This window comes from Arthrobacter sp. SPG23 (assembly GCF_000876655.1).
Lineage (GTDB): Bacteria > Actinomycetota > Actinomycetes > Actinomycetales > Micrococcaceae > Arthrobacter.
In genome coordinates this window covers 282677-309658 of record NZ_JYCN01000018.1, presented here as the reverse complement: position 1 = coordinate 309658, position 26982 = coordinate 282677, and the positions used below count along the sequence as shown (strand labels likewise).

General features: G+C 60.7%; 17 protein-coding genes. 12 read left to right on the top strand and 5 right to left on the bottom strand.

What is annotated here, in order from left to right; translation table 11 throughout:
• From nrdE to TV39_RS21740, 5 genes are all read left to right on the top strand, one after another.
• Entirely contained in the window at window positions 1-2184 is a 2184-nt protein-coding gene (gene nrdE / locus TV39_RS12195; RefSeq protein ID WP_442853494.1) for a class 1b ribonucleoside-diphosphate reductase subunit alpha, read from the top strand.
• Window positions 2185-2278: 94 nt separating this feature from the next.
• Window positions 2279-3253: a class 1b ribonucleoside-diphosphate reductase subunit beta gene (gene nrdF / locus TV39_RS12190; RefSeq protein ID WP_043482004.1), complete on the top strand. Its 975-nt coding sequence runs from the start codon at window positions 2279-2281 to the stop codon at window positions 3251-3253.
• Between the two features lie 345 nt (window positions 3254-3598).
• The gene (locus tag TV39_RS12185; protein ID WP_043482002.1) at window positions 3599-4648 is read left to right on the top strand and encodes a ComEC/Rec2 family competence protein; all 1050 of its coding nucleotides are present in this window, start codon (window positions 3599-3601) and stop codon (window positions 4646-4648) included.
• Window positions 4648-5385 carry a hypothetical protein gene (locus tag TV39_RS22115; RefSeq protein ID WP_144406399.1) on the top strand — a complete coding sequence of 246 codons (738 nt, stop codon included), beginning with the start codon at window positions 4648-4650 and terminating at the stop codon, window positions 5383-5385. The genes TV39_RS12185 and TV39_RS22115 overlap by 1 nt, the downstream gene beginning before the upstream one ends.
• A 320-nt stretch (window positions 5386-5705) precedes the next feature.
• A complete protein-coding gene (locus TV39_RS21740; protein ID WP_144406398.1) occupies window positions 5706-6356 on the top strand; it encodes an IS3 family transposase in 651 nt (216 codons plus the stop codon).
• A gap of 50 nt (window positions 6357-6406) precedes the next feature.
• On the opposite strand, the gene TV39_RS12175 is transcribed toward TV39_RS21740, so the two are convergent.
• The 5 genes from TV39_RS12175 to TV39_RS12155 form a co-directional block, all read right to left on the bottom strand.
• A complete protein-coding gene (locus TV39_RS12175; protein ID WP_160292503.1) occupies window positions 6407-8476 on the bottom strand; it encodes a DUF4357 domain-containing protein in 2070 nt (689 codons plus the stop codon).
• 76 nt (window positions 8477-8552) lie between these two features.
• Window positions 8553-11777: a type I restriction endonuclease subunit R gene (locus tag TV39_RS12170; RefSeq protein ID WP_043482000.1), complete on the bottom strand. Its 3225-nt coding sequence runs from the start codon at window positions 11775-11777 to the stop codon at window positions 8553-8555.
• Between the two features lie 52 nt (window positions 11778-11829).
• Window positions 11830-13017: a restriction endonuclease subunit S gene (locus TV39_RS12165; RefSeq protein ID WP_052500572.1), complete on the bottom strand. Its 1188-nt coding sequence runs from the start codon at window positions 13015-13017 to the stop codon at window positions 11830-11832.
• Window positions 13014-14642, bottom strand: coding sequence for a class I SAM-dependent DNA methyltransferase (locus TV39_RS12160; protein WP_043481997.1), 1629 nt, complete (start codon window positions 14640-14642; stop codon window positions 13014-13016). Before TV39_RS12160 ends, TV39_RS12165 begins: the two co-directional genes overlap by 4 nt.
• Window positions 14642-16702, bottom strand: a complete 2061-nt coding sequence (locus tag TV39_RS12155; RefSeq protein ID WP_082049697.1) for a hypothetical protein — start codon at window positions 16700-16702, stop codon at window positions 14642-14644. The genes TV39_RS12160 and TV39_RS12155 overlap by 1 nt, the downstream gene beginning before the upstream one ends.
• A gap of 238 nt (window positions 16703-16940) precedes the next feature.
• Between TV39_RS12155 and TV39_RS12150 the strand changes: the two genes are divergently transcribed.
• The 7 genes from TV39_RS12150 (at window position 16941) to TV39_RS21425 (ending at window position 26973) form a co-directional block, all read left to right on the top strand.
• Window positions 16941-17621 carry a PspA/IM30 family protein gene (locus TV39_RS12150; RefSeq protein WP_043481994.1) on the top strand — a complete coding sequence of 227 codons (681 nt, stop codon included), beginning with the start codon at window positions 16941-16943 and terminating at the stop codon, window positions 17619-17621.
• A gap of 46 nt (window positions 17622-17667) precedes the next feature.
• Window positions 17668-18321 (top strand): hypothetical protein, encoded by a 654-nt coding sequence (locus tag TV39_RS12145; protein WP_043481992.1) that lies wholly within the window; start codon window positions 17668-17670, stop codon window positions 18319-18321.
• An 804-nt stretch (window positions 18322-19125) separates the two neighbouring features.
• Window positions 19126-20013 (top strand): hypothetical protein, encoded by an 888-nt coding sequence (locus TV39_RS12140; protein WP_144406397.1) that lies wholly within the window; start codon window positions 19126-19128, stop codon window positions 20011-20013.
• Entirely contained in the window at window positions 20010-21155 is a 1146-nt protein-coding gene (locus tag TV39_RS12135) for a hypothetical protein (protein ID WP_144406396.1), read from the top strand. Before TV39_RS12140 ends, TV39_RS12135 begins: the two co-directional genes overlap by 4 nt.
• On the top strand, window positions 21152-22918 hold the full coding sequence (locus tag TV39_RS12130; protein ID WP_043481985.1) for an Hsp70 family protein: 1767 nt from the start codon (window positions 21152-21154) through the stop codon (window positions 22916-22918). The genes TV39_RS12135 and TV39_RS12130 overlap by 4 nt, the downstream gene beginning before the upstream one ends.
• Window position 22919: 1 nt before the next feature.
• Window positions 22920-24263 (top strand): hypothetical protein, encoded by a 1344-nt coding sequence (locus TV39_RS12125; RefSeq protein WP_043481983.1) that lies wholly within the window; start codon window positions 22920-22922, stop codon window positions 24261-24263.
• Between the two features lie 313 nt (window positions 24264-24576).
• A complete protein-coding gene (locus TV39_RS21425) occupies window positions 24577-26973 on the top strand; it encodes a protein kinase domain-containing protein (RefSeq protein ID WP_144406395.1) in 2397 nt (798 codons plus the stop codon).
• Window positions 26974-26982 lie beyond the last annotated feature (9 nt).

Sequence of the window (26982 nt, the reverse complement as noted above, 5' to 3'; positions counted from 1 at the left end):
ATGCCTGAGGGTCAGGGTTCCCGCGCGGGGGCCGCCGTCGAGAAGACCGCAGAAAAGCCCGCGCTGCCCGCCGCCTACAAGGGGCTGGGTTACCACGAACTGAATGCCATGCTGAACCTGTACGGACCGAACGGCGAGATCCAGTTCGAGGCCGACCGCGAGGCCGCGCACCAGTACTTCCTGCAGCACGTTAACAACAACACCGTGTTCTTCCACGACCTGGAAGAGAAGCTCGACTACCTGGTGAAGAACCAGTACTACGAGCGCGAGACCCTCGACCAGTACACGATGAACTTCATCCGCGAGCTCTTCAACCGCGCGTACAAGAAGAAGTTCCGTTTCGAGACCTTCCTGGGCGCGTTCAAGTTCTACACGTCCTACACGCTGAAGACGTTTGACGGCAAGCGTTTCCTGGAGCGCTACGAGGACCGCGTCTGCATGGTGGCCCTGCACCTGGCCCGCGGCGACGAGCAGCTTGCACTGCAGATGGTGGACGAGATCATCGAGGGCCGCTTCCAGCCGGCCACGCCCACGTTCCTTAACGCCGGCAAGAAGCAGCGCGGCGAGCTGGTCTCCTGCTTCCTGCTCCGCATCGAAGACAACATGGAGTCGATCGGCCGGTCCATCAACTCCGCCCTGCAGCTGTCCAAGCGCGGCGGCGGCGTGGCGTTCGCGCTGACCAACATCCGCGAGGTCGGCGCCCCGATCAAGCAGATCGAAAACCAGTCCTCGGGGGTCATCCCCGTGATGAAGCTCCTCGAGGACAGCTTCTCCTACGCCAACCAGCTTGGTGCCCGCCAGGGTGCCGGCGCCGTGTACCTGCACGCCCACCACCCGGACATCTACCGCTTCCTGGACACCAAGCGCGAGAACGCGGACGAGAAGATCCGCATCAAGACCCTCTCGCTCGGCGTCGTCATCCCGGACATCACCTTCGAACTGGCCAAGCGGGACGAGGACATGTACCTGTTCTCCCCGTACGACGTCGAACGCGTCTACGGCATGCCGTTCTCCGACGTCTCGGTCACCGAGAAGTACTACGAGATGGTGGACGATTCCCGGATCAAGAAGACCAAGATCAAGGCGCGCGAGTTCTTCCAGACACTCGCCGAGATCCAGTTCGAATCCGGCTACCCGTACATCATGTTCGAGGACACCGTGAACCGGGAAAACCCGATCGACGGCAAGATCATCATGTCCAACCTGTGCTCCGAGATCCTCCAGGTTTCGCAGCCCACCACGTACAACGATGACCTGTCCTACGACCAGACCGGCAAGGACATCTCCTGCAACCTGGGCTCGCTGAACATCGCGAAGACCATGGATTCGCCGGACTTCGGCCTGACCATCGAGACCGCCATCCGCTCGCTCTCGGCAGTGTCGGACATGTCCAACATCACCTCGGTGCCGTCCATCGCCCGCGGCAACGACCAGAGCCACGCCATCGGCCTCGGCCAGATGAACCTGCACGGCTACCTGGCCCGCGAGCGGGTCCACTACGGTTCCGAAGAGGGCCTGGACTTCACCAACATCTACTTCTACTCGGTGGTGTACCACGCCGTCCGCGCCTCCAATAAGCTGGCCATCCAGACCGGCCAGACCTTCGGCGGCTTCGAGAAGTCCAAGTACGCGTCGGGCGAGTTCTTCGACAAGTACACGGAGCAGGAATGGGTACCGCAGACCGCCAAGGTTGCTGAGTTGTTCAAGAACATCCACATCCCCACCCAGGATGACTGGCGCGAGCTGAAGGCTTCCGTCATGGAGCACGGCATCTACAACCAGAACCTGCAGGCCGTCCCGCCGACGGGCTCGATCTCCTACATCAACAACTCCACCTCCTCGATCCACCCGGTGGCGTCCAAGATCGAGATCCGCAAGGAAGGCAAGCTGGGCCGCGTGTACTACCCGGCGCCGTACCTGACGAACGACAACCTGGAGTACTACCAGGACGCGTACGAGATCGGCTACGAGAAGGTCATCGACACCTACGCCGCTGCCACGCAGCACGTGGACCAGGGCCTGTCCCTGACGCTGTTCTTCAAGGACACCGCCACCACGCGCGACATCAACAAGGCCCAGATCTACGCCTGGAAAAAGGGCATCAAGACCATCTACTACATCCGTCTCCGCCAGCTCGCGCTGGAAGGGACTGAGGTGGAAGGCTGCGTCAGCTGCATGCTCTAGTTGAAGCGTCAACTAACTTGTGAAGTACGACGGCGGGCGCCCGCCCGCCGTCGTACGCTTAACTTAACGAAGAACCCAACCTTTAGGGGATGACATGACCGAAAAGGTCAAGCTGCTTAGCCACGTCGAGGCCATCAACTGGAACCGGATCCAGGATGACAAGGACGTGGATGTCTGGAACCGCCTGGTCAACAACTTCTGGCTGCCCGAGAAGGTGCCGCTGTCCAATGACGTCCAGTCATGGGCAACGCTGACCCCGGACGAGCAGCAGCTCACCATGCGCGTGTTCACCGGCCTGACACTGCTGGACACGATTCAGGGCACCGTCGGCGCCGTCTCGCTGATCCCGGATGCGATCACCCCCCACGAAGAAGCCGTGTACACGAACATCGCCTTCATGGAGTCGGTCCACGCCAAGAGCTACTCCTCCATCTTCTCGACGCTGGCCTCCACCAAGGAGATCGACGAGGCGTTCCGCTGGTCCACCGAGAACGAGAACCTTCAGAAGAAGGCCCAGATCGTCATGGACTACTACCAGGGCGACGACCCCCTGAAGCGGAAGGTGGCCTCCACGCTGCTGGAGAGCTTCCTGTTCTACTCGGGCTTCTACCTGCCCATGTACTGGTCCTCACGCGCCAAGCTGACGAACACGGCAGACCTGATCCGCCTGATCATCCGCGACGAGGCCGTGCACGGCTACTACATCGGCTACAAGTTCCAGAAGGGCCTGGAGAAGGTCTCCGAGGAGAAGCGCCAGGAGATCAAGGACTATACCTTCGAACTGCTTTTCGAGCTGTACGAAAACGAAGTCCAGTACACGCACGACCTCTATGACTCCGTCGGCCTGGCCGAGGACGTCAAGAAGTTCCTGCACTACAACGCCAACAAGGCCCTGATGAACCTGGGCTACGAAGCCATGTTCCCGGCTTCGGTCACCGACGTGAACCCGGCCATCCTGTCGGCCCTGTCCCCGAACGCTGACGAGAACCACGACTTCTTCTCGGGCTCGGGTTCGTCTTACGTGATTGGTAAGGCTGTCAACACTGAGGACGAGGACTGGGACTTCTAGACTTCTTGTTGACCGAGGGTTGAGTTTAATACAAACCTTCACCTAAGAAACCCTGTGAGATTCGGAGCTAGTTGAACTCTTTCGGATCAAGTTGGACCGATTCTGGTCAACTTGACCTCGGTTCAACTTGCTCGGGTTCTGGTCCTCATCATCTCAGGTGGCTGCTGTGCGGAATAACGGCTGCTGAGAGGTGATGCCCACCCGCTTGGAACAACGGCATCCCATCTGGAAGAGACTCAAGGTCTAGGCGGCCTTCTCCCGCCAAAATAAACCAGACTTACCCGTCCGGGCGGCATTTTTCACAAGCATCGGCACACCTTGCCAACAGATTTTGGAGTAACCCTCTTGATCGAGATTGATTTCCTTCCTGTCGAGAATCCGGACGAATCCTCAACGCGAAGTGGGGACGCCATCGCCGCCAGGTTCATCCCTCCCGGCGGTTCATCGCCCGTCGTAGTTGTCTTTGACGCGGGCTTTACTGACATCGGGGACGACCTTGCCGATCACATCGCAAAGCACTACAACACGAGCCATGTTGATTACGTCGTGTCCACCCACCCTGACGCGGATCACATCAATGGCCTGATCACCTTGTTCGACCGTTGCACGGTAGGGGAGCTGTTCATGCATCAGCCATGGCTGCACACCAGCACCTACCTCAAGTTGAGTAATATCGAAAAGATCCTCGAACTGTATACAAAGGCCAAGGAATTGGGTGTGACGATCACCGAACCGTTCACGGGGGTCACTCGGTGCGGTGGCGCTCTGCAGGTACTAGGGCCGACCAAGGACCTCTACCAAGAAAACCTTGCTGAAGAACTTTCGGGTGAAGCTTCATCAAAAGCTGCCTTCGGTTCGTTGTTCGCGTCCGCGGGTCCGCTCGTTACGCTAACGAAGAAATTGGAACAGGTCTTGGCGCTGTTTCCTGTCGAGACTCTGACCGACACCGACGACACTTCGTCCCGAAACCAAGCTTCCGTGATCACCCTCCTGGACGTGGATAAGCGGCGTTTCCTACTAACAGGGGATACGGGCATCCGCGGATTGAATGACGCAGCCGACGTGTACGAGAGCTCATATGGACCAGTGAGCCAAGCGCCGTTGTCCTTCATCCAAGCCCCGCATCATGGTAGTCACCACAATGTCGGCCCCTCGGTCTTGGATCGCTGGCTCGGCCCCAAGGACAAAGGGTTCAGCACACCTACGGTGTTCATCTCCAGTGCGCGCCTTTCCGAGAAACATCCGTCCCCACGGGTCACGAATGCGTTTGGACGGAGGGGCGGAAAGGTGTACGTCACTGAAGGGAAGGTAATCGCCCATCACTGGAACGCCGAGCGTCGCGCCGGCTGGTCCACCGCGACGGCTGTTGGTCCTCTCGTAGAGGACGATGACTGATGACTAAGAGCGTGTTTTCCGGCTGGGACGCCTATGCCCGCAAGGCACTTTGGGGTCCCGCCGGAATCACGGTCGTCCCCGCGTTAGCCTTGAGCGCCTACTGGGTTTCAGATTTTGCCTGGATCGGCACGGCGGCGTCTCTCATGGTTTCACTGGGCTTAGCTGCTTGTATTGCAGAGTGGGTCCGGCCCTTGGGAAGACGGACCGAGAAGCGACTGGTATCGAGTTGGGGCGGTCTACCGACGACGCGGGCGCTCCGCCGATTTGATGGGGTGCAACCGAGTCTCCGTAAGCAACGGCGACGTGACGTTGAGGCCGTAAGCGGTCGTAGGCTTCCAACAAAGTCGGAGGAACGGTCAAATCCCATTGAGGCGACCGAACGTTATGAACAGGCCGTCTACTCTTCGATAGCTCGGATACGCGAGACAGGCATCGACGTCGGACGGCTTAACGCAGAAAACGCCTCGTATGGATTTCGACGCAATGCCCGCGCACTGAAGGGCTTTGCACTTGCCGTTCTCGCCTCAACAACATTTGCCAATCTCTACCTAGCCGTAATAAAGGACCAGATGTTGGTAGGGGTGATCACCTTGATCCTCCAAATATTCTTGGCCTGCTTTTGGGGCATCGTGGTACGCGACCAGTGGGTTACAGAACAAGCAGAGACTTATGCCAAGCGGTTTTTCATTACTGTGGGCATAGAAGCGGGGAAAGAACTGGCAAGGCAACGGAGTTGACAGCGCGATCTCACCAGCACTCCGCCTAATACTTCCAGGATTCCTCAAGTCATTTCCAATTTGCTCAGGTGGCCAGCAGGCCGCCGGCCATGGGTGTTCGTTCTCAGACATCTAAATGCATGCTCAATGTAGCGGAGGCCGTGGCCCCGATAGTCACGGTTGTTGCCTCGGGACACCAGGAAGAGCGAACAGATCGTTCCGAACACGGGCTGAACCGTCCCGGGTTTGATGCTGCTATCTTCTTTGAGAAGGATAGTGATTATGCCCAAGCAGTTTCCGCCCGAAGTCCGTGACCGTGCAGTGCGCATGCCCTGGATCGATTGTCCGAATACCCGTCTGTCTATGCTGCCTGCAAGGCACTGGCGCCGAAGCTCGACCTCCTGAACAGGGACTTCACCGCCCCGGCCCCGAACCGGATCTGGGTCACTGATTTCACCTATGTCCCGGTCTACTCAGGATTCGTCTACGTCGCCCTGGTCATCGACCTGTACTCCCGGGCGATCGTCGGCTGGGAAACCTCAACCGTCAAGGACACCACGTTCGTCGAACACTGCCTGCGGATGGCCCTGTGGCGGCGCGAACACACCGGCCGGCCGGCACCGGCGGGACTGATTCACCACAGCGACGCGGGAAGCCAATACACCTCCATCCGGTACACAGACACCCTGGCCCTGGAGGGCCTGCAGCCCTCCATCGGCAGCGTGGGTGACGCCTATGACAATGCCGCCGCCGAGACCGTGATGGGGCTGTTCAAGAACGAGGCCATTGCGAAGGATTCACCGTTCCGCACCGGGGCGCTGAAGACCGAAACCGACGTGATGGAGATCGTCTTCGAGTGGGTCCACTGGTACAACAACGAACGCCTGCATTCCGCACTGGATCACCAGACACCAGAGGAATACGAGCAAACATATTATGATCTACAAACCGGCTCGCTACCCGACGCCGCCGCCAACAAACAGGCGGCATGATTCCCGGGACGGTTCATTTTTCGTTCACAGCCCCTACGGCGGCGACGTCTCTAAGATAGTCCGCTGTTGAAATCTACGTCCTGCAACAACCTGCCGTCTTCAGTCTTCCATTCCGTTCTTCCGTTGGCGGACCTTCCGAGGACGAACATGGCCGCTGCGCTGGGCGATGGAAATTCGACCGGCTTTTCAAGCAGCAGGTGGTGTGGCCCGTCAGGTGTCAGCACTCCTTGGGAGATCAACTCTCTTCTGCGATTTATTAGGGTTTCTCGCATAGAGACTTTCGTAGTTCGGAGCAGCCGGGCCTTGGTCAACTGGAATTGCCCGTTCCAAAATTGGGCTTCTCCGAACGATCCCTCTGTGCCGTACAGTCTGAGGCCGAGTCCTTCTGTAGCCACAGTCGAAACGTTGGCGGTGGTCGCGTCGGGCTTCAGATTCCATTCCTTCTCCAGCATGCAAAGAAGTGCTTGCTGCCGTTGCAAAATGGTGTCGGCGTCCCACCGGTCCTGGGTGATGACCTGCGTTGTAACTGAAAAAACTGAAACGCCCTTAGATGTCTTGAAGTACGTCGACTTCTTCAGGTCGAAGTCAGCGTTGCCCGCCTGGGAGTTCTTTCTCTGATTCAGCAAGACCAAATTTCCCAGACGGTTCACCAAAGTCGCTCGTTCTTCGTCGCTGAATATTCGACGCCAAGACGATTCTGGGGCCGGTCTCTGTGGGAGCACATGCTCGACGGTTATCACCGTGTGGTTGTAGCTGACGCCTGCTTCACCGGACAGAAGCTCGTCGGTACGCAACAAGACGTACCTGGCAACGGGATTGGCTCCATAAATCGGCCCATCAAGTGCTTCCAGCGTTGCGGATTTTTCTTGTTCTGAGAGTTGGAGAGCACGAGATTCGAGACCGTTGCCGCTCTCCAGATGTCGCAAGAGCTCAGCATAGCGTTGGGCCCGTGGGGTGGCGTACTCCCGGCGAATGAGCATAGAGGCGGCGAGGCGCTCGAATCGCCGAAAGAAATCCGCGAGGAAGTCCTCATCATCGCCCTGATTATGAATTGCCCAAAGCGCAGGTGGCAACCAGTCTTTATTGTTCAATGCGTTCAAACGTCTAAGAGCAGAGTTGATTTCGACCGACCGCGTGCGACCCGGAAAGGAAGAACCTGTAACGATCTCGTAAGCCTGCGAATACGGGACCAGAACGGTGTCGACGAAATGGGTGGCTCGGTCGGGTAGGAACTTGGACAACACCAGATCCTGAAATTCTTTGAGTAGGGACGTTTTGGCGCGTTCCTGTACAAATATTGTACGGATGTGGAGGAATAGATCAGCAAAGGACGACCGGGTTATATTCACCTCAGCCTGCTCCCACTTCGACGCATACTGCTTTCTCGCGGTTTCGTCAGATATTGAGCCGATGACCCGTGACTTGAAGATGTCGGCCGGGGACAGTTCAAGGCCGCGCGAATTCATCACACTGAAGATGCGATGTGCGCTTTCAGTTGAAGGTGTGCTGACCACGACGAGAAAAGTCCGCTTAGAGAGCAGTGCCGCTAGCTGCTTACGCTTTTCTGGGCTCCAGGAGCTAAGCTCTTCGTGAAAGTGTTTGAAGTTTTCGAAGATTCTCTGTTGCGACTCGGATGCATCCATGCGTGGAGACTTCATATCAAGGATTGTGTCTAGACCCGCTGCGGACTGGATGTTGCGATAAAAGAATTCTTGGTCACGATTTCGTAGGATCACGCGTGGCTGAGATGGCGCATCGTCGAACGGGTCGATGGGGGCGTGGATCCAGCTTTCTATGCGGTTGACGACGGTTTCTTCCGTGGCCAGGGCGCGAAGTGCCGAGAACAATATGGTTAGAGTTGTTAGCCGCTGCTGACCGTCAATTACATCGGCGGCCGGGCTCCCCTTTGACTTCACAAGAACGATGGACCCTAAGAAGTAGGGTTCTCCATCGTTCTGATCCATGGCGTCCTTCAGATCGTCGAGCAGTTGACCCGACTGATCGGTGGACCAGGAGTAGGGACGTTGGTAGTCCGGGATGAAGAACGCGAAGTCACTAGAAAAGATCTTTTCGAGAGACAACTCGTGCGCCTCCAGTGTCGGTGCGAGGTTCGCCGTCATATGTTCTTCCTCCTGCGAGCGACGATCACGTCGCGGATTGCGCATTGCATACGGGATAAGTAAGTCATGGCTGGATTCATCGCCGTGCTTCCGCGAACCGCGGCGCCATTGACTCCATCTGCTCCATAACCAGCTTGATGGCCTCGGGCTGCTTGTCCGGCGGGTATCCGAATCGCACCAGAAGCCGCTTGATGGAGGAGCGCAATTTCGCGCGAACATCGTCGCGCACGGTCCAGTCAGTGCGGACGTCGCGACGCATGACAGCTACCAGTTCACGGGCGATGTCGGCCAGAACGCCTTCGCCTTGGACCTCTACGGCCGACTCGTTCTGGGCCACCGCGTCGTAGAACGCGAGTTCGTCCGAGTTCAGCGGGGGCGTGAACTGCTCACCACGTTTCCCCTCTGCGGCGACTTCCCGCGCCAGCTCCACCAGCTCGGCGATCACCTCGGCTGACGTCAGCTGCTGGTTCGTGTACTTCTTCATCAGCTCGGTGATCCGTTCCGAGAACGCCCGTTGCCGGATCACGTTGTTCCGCGTGGAAGACGCAGACTCATCGGCAATCAGTTTCCTCAGTGCCTCAATGGCCAGCTGTGGGTTCCGTGCCTGCTGCGTCTTGGCGATGAACTCGGGCGTCAGGTCATCCAGCGACGGCTTGGGCATACCGGCGGCCTCGTAAATGTCGAGCACTTCACCGGAGGACGTGGCGGAAGCAATCAGGTTCCCCAGGAGCCGCTGGATCTCCTCCGGCACTGGTTCGCCGCTGGCCTGCCGGTCCGCGGCGTCGTACTTCGCCATCCAGACCCGGATTTCCTCGTACACCTGGATCTCGGGACGCAGCTCGGCCAGAGTGTCCGAGCCGGAGCACAACGCCCATGCACGGGACAGCTGGCCGGAGAACTTGCGGTACTTCGCGGCGAGTGACTCTTCACCATCGGAGGGCTGATTTCCGGGCGTAGCAGGATCCCGAAGGTAACTAACAGCTCCGGTTACGGCGTTCAGGAAGGCCTTGGGCCCACCCTTCATCAGGACGGATTTCCAGTCGTGGCCGGCCAGCAGAGAACGCAAAGTCTCCACCAGGGAAACCGTCAGACCCACAGCTTCCTCGATGTTCTTGCCCACCGGCTTGTTCGCCTGGTCAGACTGCGTGTACTCACTCAGCGCCTTGGACAGGTTCTCGGCCAGCGGCGCGTACGCCACCAACAGCCCGTCCTCTTTACCGCGGAACGTGCGGTTGACCCGGGCAAGGGTCTGCATCAGCAGCGCGCCTTTGAGCGGTCGGTCCAGGTACAGGGTATGCAGCGGGGGAGAGTCGTAGCCGGTGAGCATCATGTCCTTGACGATCACGAGCTCCAGCTCGTCGTCGACGTTCTTGAGCCGCTCCTTCACCTGGGCATTCAGCGAATCCCGACGCACATGGTCGGACACCGGCGGTACGTCGGTCGCGTCGCCGGAGTACACCACCTTGATCCTGCCCTTGGACAGGTCGTCCGAATGCCAGTTCGGGCGCAGCTCCACAATCGCCGCGTACAGCTTCGCGCAGATCTCCCGCGTCCCGCCCACGATCATTGCCTTGCCCGGCGCCTCGATGAACTTGCCCATCCGCTCGCGCCGGTTTTCCCAGTGCGCCACCAGGTCCTCGGCGAGGGCGGCGATCCGCTGCGGCGCGCCGTAGACGGCGTTGACGACGGCGACACTCGCCTCGATGCGCGCACGTTCCGTATCGTCGAGCCCCAGTGTCAGTTCATCGGCGGACTTGTCCAGGTCCTCTTCCGTGACTCCTTCGGAAAGTCCCACCTTGATCAGCCGCGGCTCAAAGTACACCGGCACGGTGGCGCCGTCTTCCACGGCCCGGGACAGGTCATAGATGTCGATGTAGTCGCCGAAGACCTCTTGCGTGTTCCGGTCGTCGAAGGAGATGGGCGTACCCGTGAAGGCGATCAGAGTGGCATGGGGGAGGGCGTCGCGGAGGTGGCGGGCGTAGCCGTCCAGATCGTCGTAGTGAGAACGGTGTGCTTCGTCCACCACCACGATGATGTTGCGGCGGTCGGACAGCAGCGGGTGGTCGGCGCCGGCATCCTTCTCCGACTTGCTGCGGCCAAATTTCTGCAGGGTGGTGAAGTAGATGCCGCCGGTGGTCCTGTTGCTCAGCTCGTCCCGCAACTCGGAGCGTTTCCTGATCTGCTTGGGTTGCTCGGCGAGGAGCAGGCTCCGGTCGAAGCTCTCGAACAATTGGCCGTCGAGCTCGTTCCGGTCGGTGATGACCACGACGGTGGGGTTCTTCAGCTTGGGCGCACGCGCCACCATGTTGGCGTACAGCTCCATCTCCATGGATTTGCCCGACCCCTGGGTGTGCCACACAACCCCGGCCTTGCCGTTGCTCTCCACCGCTTGGATTGTGCTGGCAACCGCCTTGGTGACGGCATAGTACTGGTGGGGCTTGGCGATACGCTTGGCCAACCCGCCCGAGCCCTGATCGAACGCGGTGAAGTTCCGAACGAGCTGCAGGAAGCGCTCCTGGTTGTAGAGGCCGTCCAACGCCGTGTCCAGGGCGGTGACGGCATCGCCGTCGACCATGTAGCCCTGGGGGACGGGGACGCCGTCGTCGTCAACGTTCCAAGGTGAGAAGTGGTTGAAGGGGGTGAACGGCGTTCCGTACTTGGCCTGGATTCCGTCGGTGGCGAGCGTGAAGACGCAGAAGCGGAACGCCATGGGGAATTCGCGGAGGTAGGTCTGCAGCTGGGCGTGCGCGCCGGGGAGGTCGGCGTGGGCGCTGCCGGCCTTCTTGAGTTCGATGATGCTGACGGGCATGCCGTTGCAGTAGAGCACGACGTCGAAGCGCCGTTTGTAGTCGCCCTGCACCAGGGTGACCTGGCTGACGGCGAGCCAGTCGTTCTGGTCCGGTGCCTGGCTGAGCAGCCGGATGGTCGGGTTGGCTTCGTCGCCGTCCGAGTCGATGTAGGTCAGCCGGTAGCCGTCGACGAGGCAGTTGTGGATGCGGTGGTTCTCGGCCATTGCGTCGTTCGACTCGGGTGATGCGATTTCCGCCAAGGCCTGCTGCAGGTACTGCGCGGGGACTGCCGGGTTGAGTCGCTGGAGGGCGGCAAGCAGGCGGGGCCGGAGGAGCAGCTCGGACCAGGACTCGCGTTCGCCGGTGCCGGGCGCAATTGCCTGGCCTTCGAGTGGCTTCCAGTCCAACTCGCCGAGTCGCTCCTTAGCGGCGCCCTCCCAGTCGGCTTCGGAAAAGGCTACTGCTGGTGCTGTCACGGTGATTCCCCCAAAATCGACTTTGTTGTTCAGCATACTCAGGCTTCGGGCGGCTACCCCGGCTGCCCACTACAACCGCGCTGGGCGTTTACACCCCGGCATTCTCCAGGACCTTCTCCGCGTCCTTAACCCGGAGTTTGCCGGACATCAGCTGAGGGAGGAGCGTGTCGCGGGTCGCGGCGAGGGTCTGATTTTCGCTCAGGCGCGAGCTCTCCATCTCCGACATCGCCTTGATTCTGTGCCCGAGTTCAGACTGCAGGCTCCTCTCGGGGAGCCTCATACGAAGCTTGCCAAGTTCAGTTCGTGATAGCTCGGTCTGCCCGGTGCTTCCTTCGCCCATCTCTTCGATGGTTTTCTGCAAAGCCAGGAGAGCCATTCCCGCGCAAACCGGATCAACTTTTTCTTCATCGAACCGGACTATAGTTATGTGTGAATCCACGGTAACGCTGCCGCTGTTGGTCCAACGTGCTACCCGGCCAAGGGTTCCCTGGCCCGTGGAGTTCACAAGGACGTCGTCCATCCTCAGCATCTTGTCTTCACGGACCTTCGATATGAGTGTTCGCCGAGCCGGATCCAAATTGACGCGCTGGTCGCGTATGCACTTTTGATTGAGGACCACGACCGAGTCCTCAGCGTCCGAGTATTTTGGTGCAACGCCTCGACTAAGGAGCTCGGTGACTTCGCAAAGCGCGACGTCATGGTCAGCGGCGCGCATTGAACCTGCAAATAGGGTCTGCGCCAAAAGGGCCGACGTCTGCGCAAGCTTGGCGTTGGCGGCGATTCTATCATCGAGAGGCCTCAGAATCTCTGCAATGGCCTTTTGCTCGTCGAGCGGCGGCAGATCGACAGGGAAAGATCGTACGTCAGCGACCCGCAGGTGCGGCGTGGTCGAGCCGTGCGCTAAAGCGAGAATGCGTGCCTGTGTTATTGGTGCACTGAGATAGAAGCGCAAGAAGTCCGAATCGGCCTTCTCCGGGTCCGTCCTCAACAGCATTGTCCGTTGACCGGCAGCCACGTTCCCGCCGGCAGGTATGGAAACGACCGGACCTACTGGCGCTTCACGGGCAAAAAGTATGTCTCCTTCTCTTGGAAGCAACCGTGCGGTCCATTCGGCGAACGTGGCCTCACTAATCCGACGGGCTTCCGCGTAGTTGATCACGTTGCCGCGCATAGCGGGCGTGCCCACAGCGAAGTACTCGCCGGTCGGGTCTTCAGGCGCTGTCCTGTTCTTGCAGTCGACTACGTGCGAGCAAATCTCTTGGAGAGTCTGAATCACAGAACCCTCCCCAACTGCTCGCGCACAACAGCTGCCAGTCGCTCCGACTCCTCGAACTGCTCAAACAGCTCCTTCGACAACCTGGCGATCTTCTCCTCGATCGGTTCGCCGTCGTCCTCGACATCCGCCGCTCCGACATAGCGCCCAGGCGTCAGCGCGTAACCCGCTGCCTTGACCTCTGCAAGACTCGCCGAATAGCAGAAGCCGGCCTCGTCGTCGTACGTCAGCCCTGCCTCAACAGCCGAAGCTGTGCCCCGCCAGGCATGGTACGTATTGGCGATCTTGGCGATGTCCTCGTCGGACAGCGCGCGCTCGGCGCGGTCCACCATGTAGCCCAGGTTCCGGGCGTCGATGAACAGCACCTGCCCCGTCCTGTCCACCGAGCCGCGCGGGCCGGCGGCCTTGTCCTTCGCGAAAAACCAGGTGCAGACCGGGATACCCGTGCTGCGGAACAGCTGGGTTGGCAGGGCAACCATGCAGGAGACCAAGTCGGCCTCCACCAGCTGGGCGCGGATCTCGCCCTCGCCGCCCGAGTTGGAGGACATGGAGCCGTTGGCCATAACCACGCCGGCGCTGCCGCCGGGCGCCAGCTTGGAGATGATGTGCTGGATCCAGGCGTAGTTCGCGTTGCCGGTCGGCGGCACGCCGTATTTCCAGCGCGGGTCCGACTCTGAGCGGGCCCAGTCCTTGATGTTGAAGGGCGGGTTGGCCATGATGAAGTCGGCGCCGTTGTTGCCGGTCAGCTCCGGGTGCTGGTCGCGGGCGAACGTGTCGCCCCAGCGCGAGGCGAGGTTGGCGTTCAGGCCGTGGATGGCGAGGTTCATCTTCGCCATCCGCCAGGTTCGCTCGTTGAGCTCCTGCCCATAGACGGAGATGTCGGAGCCCTCCAGGTGGTGCGCGGCCAGGAACTTCTCGGCCTGGACGAACATGCCGCCGGAACCGCAGCAGGGGTCGTAGACCCGCCCGCGGTGCGGCTCGAGCACTTCCACGAGCACCCGGACCACGCCGGCCGGGGTGTAGAACTCTCCGCCGCGCTTGCCCTCGGCCTTGGCGAACTTCTCCAGGAAGTATTCGTACACCTCGCCCAGCAGGTCGCGCGCTTTGCTTGCGCCCTGGCCGGTAAAGCGGGCGGAGTTGAACAGGTCCAGCAGCTCGCCGAGGCGGCGCTGGTCCACGTTGTCGCGGTTGTAGATCTTGGGGAGCGTGGCGGCCAGGGACTTGTTGTCGGTCATGATGAGCTCCATCGCCTCATCCATCAGCAGCCCGATCGACTTGGGGGCCGCGCCGTCCACCGCATCCAGGCCCTTGGCGTTCTCCGCCAGGTAGGTCCAGCGTGCGCGGGGCGATACCCAGAACACGCCGCGGCCGGTGTACTCGTCAACGTCGTCGATCAGCTGGGCGATCTGCTCCTCATTCAGCCCGTCCGCTTCCAGCTCGGCCTGGATTTGCTCCCGCCGCTCCTCGAACGCGTCCGACACGTACTTCAGGAACACCAGCCCCAGGATCACATCCTTGTACTGCGAGGCATCCATCGAGCCGCGGAGCTTGTCCGCCGCCTTCCAGAGCGTGTCCTTGAGTTCCTTCATGGTGGACGGGGCGAGGTCCACCTTCAGTTTCGGGGGCATTATGCAGTTCCTTCTTCTGGTCCGGCGTGGGTCATAGGGTCTGTCAGGGTGAGGCTTCCGCCCGCTACGCCGTCCGTAATCAGGGTAGCGAGTTCTTCAAGCCGTTTGAGGCGTTCGCGCGCCAGATTCTGCCCGTGTTGCAGCCGGGCAAGCGACGCGGCGAGCTGGGTCCGTTGGGCCTCGGGGACGCGGCGCAGGCGCCACTGGCGCCAGGACTTGTCCGCCGCGGGGAGGACGTTGATGTCCGTGGCGACGACGTCGGGCAGAAGTCCGCCGGGGTCACCGGCATCGATCCGCAGCACACGGGCTGGGAAGACGACGGCGGAGCCACCTTCTCGATCTACAAGGGCGGCGGGCCTTGGGCTGGTGCAAAAGACGACGTCGCCGGGCTCGGTGAGGCGGCCGGAAGGATTGCTGGCGGCGAAGTCCATGAGGCTGAGGTGGCGGTGCGGGGCGGTGTGCGGGTTGAGCAGCTCGGCCGGCCCCAGGACTCGCGTACCACCGCGTGGCGTCAAGTCCGCATCCTCGAGTCGGTTCCCTTTGATGTATTTGAGGTTGCCGGAGATGATGAGGTCCTGGACGGAGACGGGTCGCGCCTTCGCATTTGGATCCCTTGGGAGCACAGCCACCTCACCGGATTGCTCGGGCCGTGTCGTCTGCAGCATGCGCTCGAGTTCCTCCACCCGAAGGGCTGCCTCGGCGCCGGAGGGACTCTGAGCCGAGCCATGGGATGGCGCTGTCGCCAAGGACTTTCGGTTGGCCAGCAGGAGTCTGGTTTGTACCAGCCGGGCGAAGCGGAAGGAGTGAGCACGAATGGTGGCGCGGTCACCCATCGACGCGACGATGTCGCTGATGAGGTCCTGGCTGACGTCTTCAGCGAGGACGCGGGAGCTGAGATCCGCCACCATGGTCCATCGCTCCGCAATGGGTACCTCAGCGAACGACGGCCCCAGCACCCACAGCGCCTGGGCTTCGCGTGGCTTGGAACGCAGCAATCCCTGCGGCAGCCGCACGATGGCACGCACCCGGCCGGTGCGCAGAAGTCCGGACCGGAGGCCGGCGGCCCCGGCGGCCAGCGGCACATCACAAAGAACGCGGGCCGGGGCGATGACGACAGCCCGCTGCTGATCGTCCATCTGCAGGACAAGGTGTTCCACCGCCGAGAGAACCTGAACTGCGTCCATGCCCGGTTGGCCAGGGGACGGGTACTGCGCCACGTGGACTACAGGTCCATGGACGGCGAACTCGCCACTTGCATCGACACGGATCTGTCCGCCGTCCACACCGTGCACGCGCAGGCGGCGACGCACCAGGCGGCCCGCACCGCCGCCGTCGTCGTCCGCTGTCAGAAACGTGACGGGGGCACTCTCGCCGGCAGCGTGCGCGACGCCCATCAGGAGGTCGCTGCCGCCGCGGGTGGAGTCGGCAAACACGAGGTTTCCGCCGAATGTCGCGGCTAGTTCGACGGCCGCAGCGGCAACCAGCCCCACGGCGGATTCGGTGAGGGCGGTATCCGAGTGCTCCCGCAGCCCCGCCCGGAACCGTGCGGCCAGCAACTGCTCGAAGGCGGCGGCCGCGTTGTAGGCACTGTCCACCAGCCGGTCAGCGAAATTTGCCGTAGAGGCAAGCGACGTGCTCTGGGCCTCTAGCTCCGAATACAGGAACGTGTCATCGGGATCGCACTCCTCCGCAACGTCCAGCAGTTCATCCGGGCTGAGCTGCCCCACCGAATTGCCAGTCACAGCCTTGAGCGTTAGCAGGGCAGTGAGAGCGTCGAAGGTGTTTCCCGAGGCGCCGCCGGCAGTGCTGCCGGGCATCCGGGCGAAAGCGGCGACGTCGTTCACGGCCTCCGGATTGTTGCCGCGCCCGGTCGCGGCCAGCCAGGCGGCGATGCGGTCGGCCTCGAAGAGTTCCCGCCCGCCGTCGAGCCCAACAGGCTCCGGAAACGGGCGAGCAGACGCGGCGCTGCGTCTGCGCCACATGGAAACGACCGGACGCTGGACCTGAGCGAGGGCGGCAACGTCCGAGAGGGTCATGCGCAGGGCTTCTGCTTCGTTCACTTGCGCCTCCTTAGGACGTCGACCCTCAGCCTAGCGTTGTGGGGTGACACTTCCGGGGAGGTACTGATAATCGGGGTTATCAGTGTTCACTGGCCATTGCTGAGCCGAGCCGCAATAGCTTCGTTCTGCAGCTACGAAGAAATCCTCCGAGCTGCGACGGCGGCGGCGGGGAACCACGCATTGGGGGATCGGTATCCCGCCGCCGCTCAGCAGCCATCCGTGAACAGAGGAAGAGATCATGTCCAACTTCGAGACCGAGCCGGCACCGGCAGCGCACATCAAAGACGTCATGAACGAAGCAAAGCCCCCCTCGGACGGGGCAGAGCCCCCAACGGCTAGGGTCAAGCCCGGACGGAAAAAGCGGATCTTCACCGCAGTCGCAGTCCTGGCCCTGCTGGCCGGCGCGACCGCCGTCGGCACCACCTTGCCGGACCCGAAGTCCAGCGACGCCTATGCGTCGCTAGCGGGGGAGAAGGCGTCCATAGAGTCGGAGCGCGACTCAGCGAAGTCCAGCTACGAGTCGATGAAGTCGAAGTACGACACGTTGCAGAACGGCATGGCGGCCCGCGAAGCCAAGGTCACCGCCCGGGAGACTGAGGTCGGGAAGGCCGATGCGGCCGTCAAGACGGCCGAAGCCGCCGTCAAGGTGCGCGAAGAGGCCGTCACCGGCGCCGAGAAGACGAAGGCTGCCAACACCATCGGCGACGGCACCTGGACGGTCGGCAAGGACATCGAGGCCGGGACCTACCGGGCGGCAGCCGACGTCGGATCCTCCTGCTACTGGGGCATCTACGCGACCGGAAGCAACGGCAGCAACATCATCGAAAACGACCTCCCCGGCGGTGGGCGGCCCACCGTGGCACTGTCCGGCGGACAGGACTTCAAGTCCACCCGGTGCGGCAAGTGGGAAAAGCAGTAACAACCCTCGCACTCACACCATTCATTCACCTGTAGAAAGGCACCACATGTCCCACGAGAATTACTCCCAGCCCTTCCCCGCTCCAATGGCAGCGCCTCAGTCGCGGCCGTTCTTCAAGAAGAAGCGCTTCCTCATCCCCGCCGGCGTCCTCGTGCTCGGCATCGCACTCGGATCTTGCTCGGGTGGATCCAGGCAGACCAACGACACCGGGGCGGCGACCTCGCCCTCCACTGCGGTGTCAGCACCAGCAGCGCCTGCCACTACGGCGGCTCCTGTACCGGCCGCAGCGCCGGCGCCGGCCGCTCCGGCAGCGCCCGCCGTCGGTGTTCCCTTCAGCGTGAAAATGGGCAACGGGAACGTTGCACGGATCACGATCGTGTCGGCCGTTCGGCCGGAAGCCGTCACCACCACGGCGTTCGCCAGTGCACCCAAGAACGGTAGCTACCTGCTCCTGGACGTCTTGTGGGAAACGGAGTCGGGAAAGACCAGCTCCAACCCGTTCTACTTCTCTGCAAAGGATGCCAACGGGCGCAAGGCGGACCTGAGTCTTTTCGCGGACAACCAGCTAGGCTCCGGTGAGGTTCTGCCTGGTGACAAGGCGCGAGGATTCGTCGCTTTCGACATCGCGCCCGGTGCTGCGACAGTGATGATCTCCACGCCGTTGATGCAGGAAGCCGCACGCATCCAGATTCCGGGGTAAAGGCAGGGGAACGCTGGGGGCGCGTCCGGTACGCCGGGCAGCCTCCCAGCGCCTACGGTTCAACTGTTCAGCTGCGCATTTTCAATTAGGGGAATTCCGCGAGCATCAACGACGAGCACGTTTTGCCGTATGCGCAACTGGTCGGCTCTCTTCGGGGCAGGACACTCACACAAGGCGTCCGATTTGAAAGGTTCCCTAATCGCAGGAGGAGCCACGTGGCGGGTGAGCAACCCCTCATGGATAAGAACAGAAACTGGGAAGCACGAATAGTGCAGCATGACCACGACCCGGACAGGGGGGGGAAGAGTTGAGTCCTAAAATCGTAATGGGAGCGTCGCGTATGCGACGCGACTCCCTGCAGGGATATGATCTCGAACAAATGAAAACGGCTTGCTCAGCTATGGCTGATCGGCGGTGGAGGTTCGTCGAAAGGAAAGGCATGAGTAGGTCCGGAGACCTGCGAGGGCGCCACACGGAGAAAAGGCATTGGGTGCAGGACCCTCGCCGCCCTACGCCCACTGATTCTCAACTGTCTCCTGGGCAGGTCGAAAGCTAGTGGGTTTTTGGCACACCGGCTACATGGAATTTCATGAGCCTACAGGTGAAGGTTCAAGTCCATTCGCGGCGCCCAAACCGGTGACCTTTCCGTGTACGACCTGCGGGGTGGAGTTTTCAACGGCCCGGGATCTCCGCGTACACACCTTTGAGGGTCACCCCGTGCGACGCCCTGTTCTCGTTTTCAATGGGCGTGAATGCGGCAGGAGTCGGCTCATCATCACAAGCGAGACCTTGCCGAAGGATTGGGTGATTCGCACAGCCGACGCTGTGAGTATCAACGGCAAGACATTCTCTGTTGGAGACGCTGGAGAATTTCTGTCATCTCAGCGGAGCGGTGTTGTGGACGTGACGCTTTCGAATCTGGGTGTTGTGGAGACTTTCCAGTTCGAGTTTGCTCTCGCTGATATGGAGGACCTTGATGGCGTAGACGCTGCCTTGGCCCGCTTAGTTGATGGGGGGGAGCTGAGTCGTAGGTCCATCGACGACTTCATCATGCGCTGCAAGCAATATCCGACTGCTGTCCGGTATCAATCCGGCCTTGCAGACTACCTTTACGGCGTCCTGGCACGCGAGGACGCTCTTGGGGCGGATATTTCCGAGCTATCGGGTGCGAGCAGTGACTATGAGGGCAAATACGATCGGGCTGTAGGAATTTTGAGAAGTTTCGACCGCCCTCCTGCCGAGGCCATCTGTGGCATCGTTGCCTTCCATTACAACCAGTTCGAACGCGCCATGACGAAAACCAAGAGCCAGCGCGTTGCGGAAGTGTCTTTACGTTTTCAGGCGCTCGTTAAAGGGGAAAGCTGGTTGCCCGATGCGCTGTCGCAGTCGCCACACCCGAGCCTGGATGTCGCGCTCAGCGACTCGATAATCGAACAAGTGCTCAGGTGGACTGCATTGCCCCTTGACGGCACAGCAGCCGATGCCATGGCTGAGCTGGCTGCCAATATTGGCTCGCAGCGACCATACGACGCGCTTAAGCTCCATCTGGTGGCGGCTGAGCATGCGCTGGCTGTAGGAGACTTCCCTGCGGCGCTGCGACATGCCGAGAGCCTTCGACACAGCCGTCTCAGCGAGAAATGGTACAGAAATTTCCGACCTCGAGTTCAACGTCAAGGAGTTCCTAAAAAGTGACAACAGACGACGGACCCACCGGAGTCCATCCGGCTGATGGCTCGGTCTCGCCGCTGCCCAGGGAATCTGCGGCAAGGGGCCCGCAACCGCCCAACTCGGATCAAAGCAGCAAGCGGGAGCGGCCCAAGACGGTCCTCGCATTGATGGAATATGCCTATAGCGAAGCGGGACGAAAGCTCAGTTTGTCCCGCAAGGACATATCCGAGCTGTCGATACGACCAGAGGATGAGCAAGCAGAAATCGATACTGTTCGGCAATTAGCTGGGAGAGATACGCTATTTGCCGTCCCGCCGAGTTTATTGTCATCACTGGCTGAGCTGGGATCAGAAAAGCTCGTGCGTGGCCGGATTCTCGATCTGGTTGTCGTGGCTTTCGCAAGCCACAAACTTTTCGAGGGAAAGATTCAGCGCTTAACGGAACAGCGACCCCAGGAAATGCTTACGGCTAAAGAAGTCAATCGTGCAGCCCAGAACATAACATTCAGCGTTTTGGGGCTGAAAGATGAATCCGAATTCAGCGACGCAAGCCGGGCGCGGCTTCGCGCCAACGCGGTGTCCGCTCTGGAACTCTTCCGCGTTCTCCGCGATCGGTGGACTTCGCGACAGTTCATCGAGGACATGAGTGCCACTGTCTGGGACACTCCGGCACTGCCGAGTGCTTACAAGACGGCTGCTCTTCTGGCGACAGCAAGAAATACGGAAGCCCTGAGCCAGGTCTCACGGCACTTCGAGCATGCTCTCCATAACTCGAAGAGGGAAACAGAGAAGGCCATTTCACAAGCACGGGAGCAGGAGCTTCGTGCCATAACGGCCGAGGGATTGGGAAAAGGACTGGCAGCAGATCTAGAAAAGGCAAGAGCACATGCCGCGGAGTTGGCAGCTAAAGCCAATGAACTTGAGCTGCGGCTTTCGGTAGAGCAAAGCAACCGCGTGGTTGATAAGAGCCACCACGTCGATGACTATGAGGCTCTCAGAACTCAGGTGATTCGACGGCTCTCTACTCAGGCTGAGCTTTTAGGGGACGGGCTTCACGCCCTTCGCCATGGAAGCACAGGTGTAGCGGAGGAGTTCGTGGACAGGGCACTCACTGCAATCGGTGGTGAGGTCACACGCCTTAAGGAACTGGATGGGGGAGTGCAATGATTGCAGGTTTTGATTTCGGAACGACTAACAGTCTGGTTTCTGTGGTCGTTGGCGACCGTGTTATTGACGTTTTGGACGATGAGGGCCTGCCGCACCCATCTGTCGTTCGATACGAGGGCGAGGAAGTCGTCGTCGGACGCGAGGCCCGCCATGCGCTTGAAGAAGTCGGTCTCGGCGTCTATGGCAACACCGTGCGCTCCCCAAAGTTTCTCCTGGGCGAGGAGTCAGTGACTGTCGGAGGGGTCGACCGCAGCCCCATCGAGATTGTGGCAGATGTCATCCGCCACGTCCGTTCCGAATCACGGCGAAGCGGTCAGCGACAAGTGCTGGGCGAGCTGGACCGTGCAGTGGTCACGATTCCTGTGAACATGAACGGACCGAGACGCGCGGCTCTTCGAGAAGCGTTCGCCCATGCCGGAATCTCTGTGGCTCAGTTTGTTCACGAACCACTTGCAGCCCTGTATGGCTACCTCCGCGGTGCAGCAGATACCGACAGTGAAATTCGGGGCCTGATGCGACGCAACGTACTGGTCGTTGACTGGGGTGGCGGTACCCTCGACCTCACACTTTGCCGAATTGAGCCGGGGCGGATCCTCCAGCTCCGCAACGGGGGAACTGACACAGTCGGGGGCGACAAATTCGATGAAGTGATACGTCACGAAGTCGTGGCGCGATTCTCTACAAAGCACGGGATCTCCAGATCTAATCACCCCACGAAGGAAGCGCGCCTGAGACTGTTGCAGGATGCGGAACGGAACAAGATTGCGCTCTCGGAGCGGCCGAGCGTCACTTTCTATCGTCCAGGCTACTTCCCAGAGTCCGATACTACGCTTGAGTACCCGCTAACGCGGCAAGAGCTGGACGCAATTACACGACCTCTTGTGACATCAGGCATCAGGGAGATTGAAGCGCTCCTTGACAGCGTCGGCATGGCACCGGCTCAAGTCTCACTTTGCCTGGTTGCCGGTGGTATGGCCGCGATGCCAAGCATACGGAGTCGGCTGCACGAGCTATTCGGGCCTGAACGAGTGCTCGTCCCTGCTAACAGTGCCACGCTTGTTTCGCAGGGAGCGGCGCGCATAGCTCACGACTCACAGCGGCTGGTGCTGGCAAAGCCCATTGAGCTGGAAATGGCGCGTGGTTCACGCCTTCCATTGTTGAGGGCCGGAACGGCCATGCCGAATGATGGCGAGGTATGTCAAGACCGCTTTCACTTGTACTGCACCGATCCGACTGACGGCGCGGCAAAGTTCTCCATAGTGGCGCCAACTGAGCTTGCTGATCAACCCCAAGCCAGCGATCCGAGAACGTCTCTCGGAATGGTAGCCATTGCTGTTGACAAGACGGCACCACCTCTCGTCGAGCGGCTGGAACTAGACGTAAAGGTCGACGACAACCTCATCTTGTCTGTTAGCGCTATGTCCAAGCAGCGGGGCGACAAAGCACATGCGTCCTACTTTGACCTGGAGTTTGGCATCGGCCTCCCCGGCAGCAATGACCTGGGGCCAATTGATATTGCTGACACCGAGGCCTATGTACCCAATGACGGCCTGATCGCCCGTGCCAACGTAGCCGATCAACAGGATACGAGGCTGGTTCCCGGAGACGTGCTTTATCAGCATCGGCCTCATGCGTTTTCTCGGCTCCCTGGCCCGGACCAAGCCACTGATGAGCAACTGATCGAGCACCTCTACTACAAGCCCTGTGCCGTCTGTAAGCGCAAATGGGGCGATCCCGCTTGCAGGTGCGCCTCGGTAGCCTGAAATGGCTTCTCAGCAAGTCGTTGTACGTATCCAAGAGGGTGCGTCTGTAGTCGCTGAACTTGTTCGTCGACCGGTCCGGTTAACTCCGGACGGATATGCCGGCATTGTCTACAATGGCGCCGTTTACCCCTTGTTTGTCCACGACGTGGTCGACATTTCCGGAGCATCGTGGGAAGTCGAGGACTGCAGCAGGTTCCTTTTCGCAGGAGCTTCTATCCCATACGCGCCGCAATTTGACGACGTCGGTGAGCAGCAGACCTTTCTAGGTTTCCACGGTGAGTGGGAGGTCGAGACCAATCGCTTTGGTCATTACCTTGTCTTTAACGCCCCTGAGCGACTTGCAACGGAGGTCGTCGACGCACTCGAGACCGGAGGTCTTTCGGTCCAGCGGTGGGACGTCAGCCATCGTCCCACAAACGAGGGGAAGTTCTACGACTGGTTTGCCCGGCTCCGGTTTAAAGGCAGCCACGAAGAGGTCATGGCTCAGATCTCCGCCGTCTTTTCGCCCGCCCCAGCCGAGCCAACAGCTGCGCCCGCTCCGGCACCTTCAGTCTCGCCGCTAGAGGATCTCGCAGCACAGGTCGAGCAATTGGTCGATCTGACGGCCGAACTCAGGGAGCGTCTCAGCACCTCTGAGTCGGAAGCTTCGCTCCTACGAGGGCGGCTCATTGCCGCCTCGAGCCGGGAGTCAAAACTCTCCGACGATATAGATCGGGCCCTAGATCATCAAAAGACACTACAAAATCAGCTTGCAGAGCTGAGCCGTGATCCGCGGCAAGCTGCTGAAACGAAAATACTCCTGAAACGTCAGGCCGAGACCGAAGAACTTCTTGAACTGGCGTTCGCGGAAAACTCCGAACTTCGTAGCAGCCTGGCGAACTATCGTGATCAGGCGGAGCAAGGCGACGTACGGATTTTGACGCTCGAGGCAACTGTGGTCGGCCTACAAGAACGGCTCCAAGAATTCGGGGAACAGGAGCGAGAGCGGCGTAGAGGTAACGTGACGGCCCGGGCACCTCGTCGTGGTGTTCCTGGATTTTTGGAGGTGGCCTTCTCGCGGCTGACCTTTGTTCTCGACAGCGTTGAAGTATTGGCCAACCTCGATTCATCAGCGTCTATGATGCGATCGCTGGTGCAGATTGATATGGGCGAGGTTGTGGGCAAGGATTTGGAAGGCCTGCGCGGCTGGCGCGAGGTTTCGAAGCTTGCCACCGGGGTTGCTGGGAGTGAAGACATGGGTCGCATTTACTACAAGCCGGATGGCGACCGCGTCCTCGTCAGCGTGCACGTCAAGCAAGACGACAAGGAACAGCGCCGTCACATCGAAAGGCTTCGTTCCATATGAGGACGGTACTAACTACCGGGTGGAGTTGTAGTAGGAGTAGCTGTGGGCGGAGCGGTGCCGCGTGGCGCGCTGAGAGCGGTCGCATCGTGCGGGACACTGATGACGGCGCGGCTGTGGTGTCTTGGGCTCCTCTGCCGTGGAATGAATTGCAGGGTTGGTAGAAAGGCTCGGGGTTGAGCCTGTGACTTAGAGGGGGACAACGTAAATGACCGAAAGCGAAGCTGTCAAGATCGACCGGCTTCCAGAGCATCGTGACCTTCCGTGCTGATGCGCCGAGACTTCAGCACGTACTCGGAGAGGGGCGGGAGTCCTAGTGACCATAGAAACCGCGGTGGGCGCGATCACACCAGAGGACTTCGTGCAACCGGAACACAGGCTGTTCGTCGACACAAACGTCTTCATGGACACGGACCCGGCACACCAGGGTGGGCTCAAGCGACTCTTCAAGCGATGCGCTGAGGCAATCCGTGCGCACGAGAATCCCGTCGTGGTCCCGAGCAAGGTCGTCGATGAACTGACCAAGCAGAGTCTGATCGACACCTCCGGGTTGAGCGAAGAGCGCGTGGGCTCGATCAAGAAGGCCGGCAATGCCCTGGTGTTCCTCGACGCGGCCGTGGGCGCGGGACTCATCCGAACGGACCTCGGCGATGTCTCGAACCCCTATGCAGACGACCTCTTTGTCGAGGTCTTCAAACGTGCAGCCCACCGTTATGAGATGTGCCTTCTGACGAACGACACCGCTCTGCGGCTGCGAATTCGGCTGGTCGCAGCGGAGACGGATCGGCGTCTCGTCGCCGGGGTTCTCACCAAGGACGGGCTGATCGAGGTGGATAGCGATCAGGCCCTGTATGAGCGAGCCTTGCGCAAGCACGCACGCCTGACGAGGCGTGTCGAGCAGGGGCTTGGCACCGACAAGGACCAGAAAGACGTCGCAGAGCTCGCACTGCTGCTCCCCGACTTCCAGCAGACGTTCGCGGTCGCCCCGGTCGTCGCCGCGCCTGGCGCACGCCGAACGACGCGGCAGCAACGCTCCGCGGTCGGAACAGCGAGAGGCGTTCCGGGTGCCTTCAACCCCTCGGCGGCGATCAAGGCTCCTGACCGCGTGCTGGAGGGGAGCGCAGTCCTGCCCGCGGCCGGGGATACCGTGCTCTTCACGTCGGCTCGCGGAGACACCGGGACACTTGTGCTCGGTGCGATGCTCGGTGAGGGCGGCGAGGGGCGAGTCTACGCAGTCGAAGGTGCGGCGAACAGCGTCGTCAAGGTCTTCGACGCCGAACACCGGACATGGCACCGCAAGGAGAAGCTGACCCTGCTCCTGTCGCGCGGATTCGAGCGGGAAGGCATCGGTTTCCCGACAAGCCTCATCACGAACAGCGACGGTGAGTTCGTCGGCTACGCCATGCCGCGGGCCACGGGGAAGGAACTCCAGGCGACGGTCATGCGGCCCGCCCGGTTCAAGAAGACTTATCCCAACTGGACGAAGGCGGATCTCGTCGACGTTTGCATTTCCTTCCTGGAGAAGGTCTCCTACCTGCATTCCCTCAACATCCTGCTCGGCGACATCAACCCGAAGAACGTCATGGTCGACGCGAACAAGGATGTCTGGATCATCGACGCTGACTCCTGGCAGTTGGAGGGGTACCCGTGTCCAGTAGGGACGCCGATGTTCACCGCTCCCACCGTGACCGGAGACTACGCGGACGCTCTGCGCACGGAAGAGGAGGAACTGTTTGCCGTCGCCACGATGCTCTTCATGATTCTCATCACCGGCCAGTTCCCCTACGCGCGGGCAGGTGCGGACGGCGGGGACTTTGCGGCGCTCATTAAGGAGGGCAAGTTCGCGTTCCAGTTCCGTGGGGCTTCCGACCGGGATCAGCCCGAGGGCAACTGGAAGTACATGTGGAGTCACCTGCCTTTCCCCGTGAAGCGCACGTTCTGGAATACCTTCCACCGCGACGGGCTGAGGTACTCCAAGCGTCCCACCGCGGACGAGTGGCTGCGAGTGTTCCGCGAGTACGAGCAGTTCTTCGGCGGGTTCGACGACTTCGATCAGATGTCGCACGATGTCTACCCCACTCGGTTTAAGAAGAAGGACGCGGAGACACCCGAGTACGAGTGCGCTCAGTGCGGCACCTCGATGATCGGGCGCTGGCAGGAGTATAAGCGAAGCTATTGGACTCCAAAGCTCTGCGACGACTGTCGCCAGAACCAGACCCGATGCTCGGACTGCGGCAAACCGAAGCCTGCCGAAGCGCTGCGAGACGGGCGTTGCTGGGAGTGCAACCGCAAGCGGAACTTCGCCGCCTGTAGCAACTGCGGGAAGGACACGCCACGCCGATACCTCATCGACGGCCGCTGCTCCAACTGCCAGCTCGTCGCCTGCAAGGACTGCGGAACGCCTACTCCTAAGACTGAGCTGACGTATGGGCGCTGCGCCTCTTGTGCAACGAAGGCGGCACAGCTCGACCCTGTGAGGCTCTGCGCCGACTGCCGCCAGCCCTTCATCACTTTCAACCACGCAAGCTGGTTCACGAGCAGGGGGCTCGACATTCCAAAATCGCATGCCGCGATCAGGAAGACGTGCCCTCCGAGGCCAGCGGCAAGTCCGCGTCCGCGTCCGTCGCGCGCAACCGCGACGTCGGCCAGTCCGCAGAGCACCGCACCCAGGAAGTCCCTCTGGGAGCGTCTCGCGGAGTGGTGGAAGTCATAACCGAACAGC

Excerpts from the sequence above, each read along its gene's own strand:
- TV39_RS12125 (WP_043481983.1), top strand. The coding sequence starts at position 22,920 with ATGGCTTCTCAGCAAGTCGTTGTACGTATCCAAGAGGGTGCGTCTGTA.
- nrdF (WP_043482004.1), top strand. The coding sequence starts at position 2,279 with ATGACCGAAAAGGTCAAGCTGCTTAGCCACGTCGAGGCCATCAACTGG.
- nrdE (WP_442853494.1), top strand. The coding sequence starts at position 1 with ATGCCTGAGGGTCAGGGTTCCCGCGCGGGGGCCGCCGTCGAGAAGACC.
- TV39_RS12160 (WP_043481997.1), bottom strand. The coding sequence starts at position 14,642 with ATGCCCCCGAAACTGAAGGTGGACCTCGCCCCGTCCACCATGAAGGAA.
- TV39_RS12175 (WP_160292503.1), bottom strand. The coding sequence starts at position 8,476 with ATGACGGCGAACCTCGCACCGACACTGGAGGCGCACGAGTTGTCTCTC.
- TV39_RS12150 (WP_043481994.1), top strand. The coding sequence starts at position 16,941 with ATGTCCAACTTCGAGACCGAGCCGGCACCGGCAGCGCACATCAAAGAC.
- TV39_RS12130 (WP_043481985.1), top strand. The coding sequence starts at position 21,152 with ATGATTGCAGGTTTTGATTTCGGAACGACTAACAGTCTGGTTTCTGTG.
- TV39_RS22115 (WP_144406399.1), top strand. The coding sequence starts at position 4,648 with ATGACTAAGAGCGTGTTTTCCGGCTGGGACGCCTATGCCCGCAAGGCA.
- TV39_RS12145 (WP_043481992.1), top strand. The coding sequence starts at position 17,668 with ATGTCCCACGAGAATTACTCCCAGCCCTTCCCCGCTCCAATGGCAGCG.
- TV39_RS12170 (WP_043482000.1), bottom strand. The coding sequence starts at position 11,777 with ATGCTGAACAACAAAGTCGATTTTGGGGGAATCACCGTGACAGCACCA.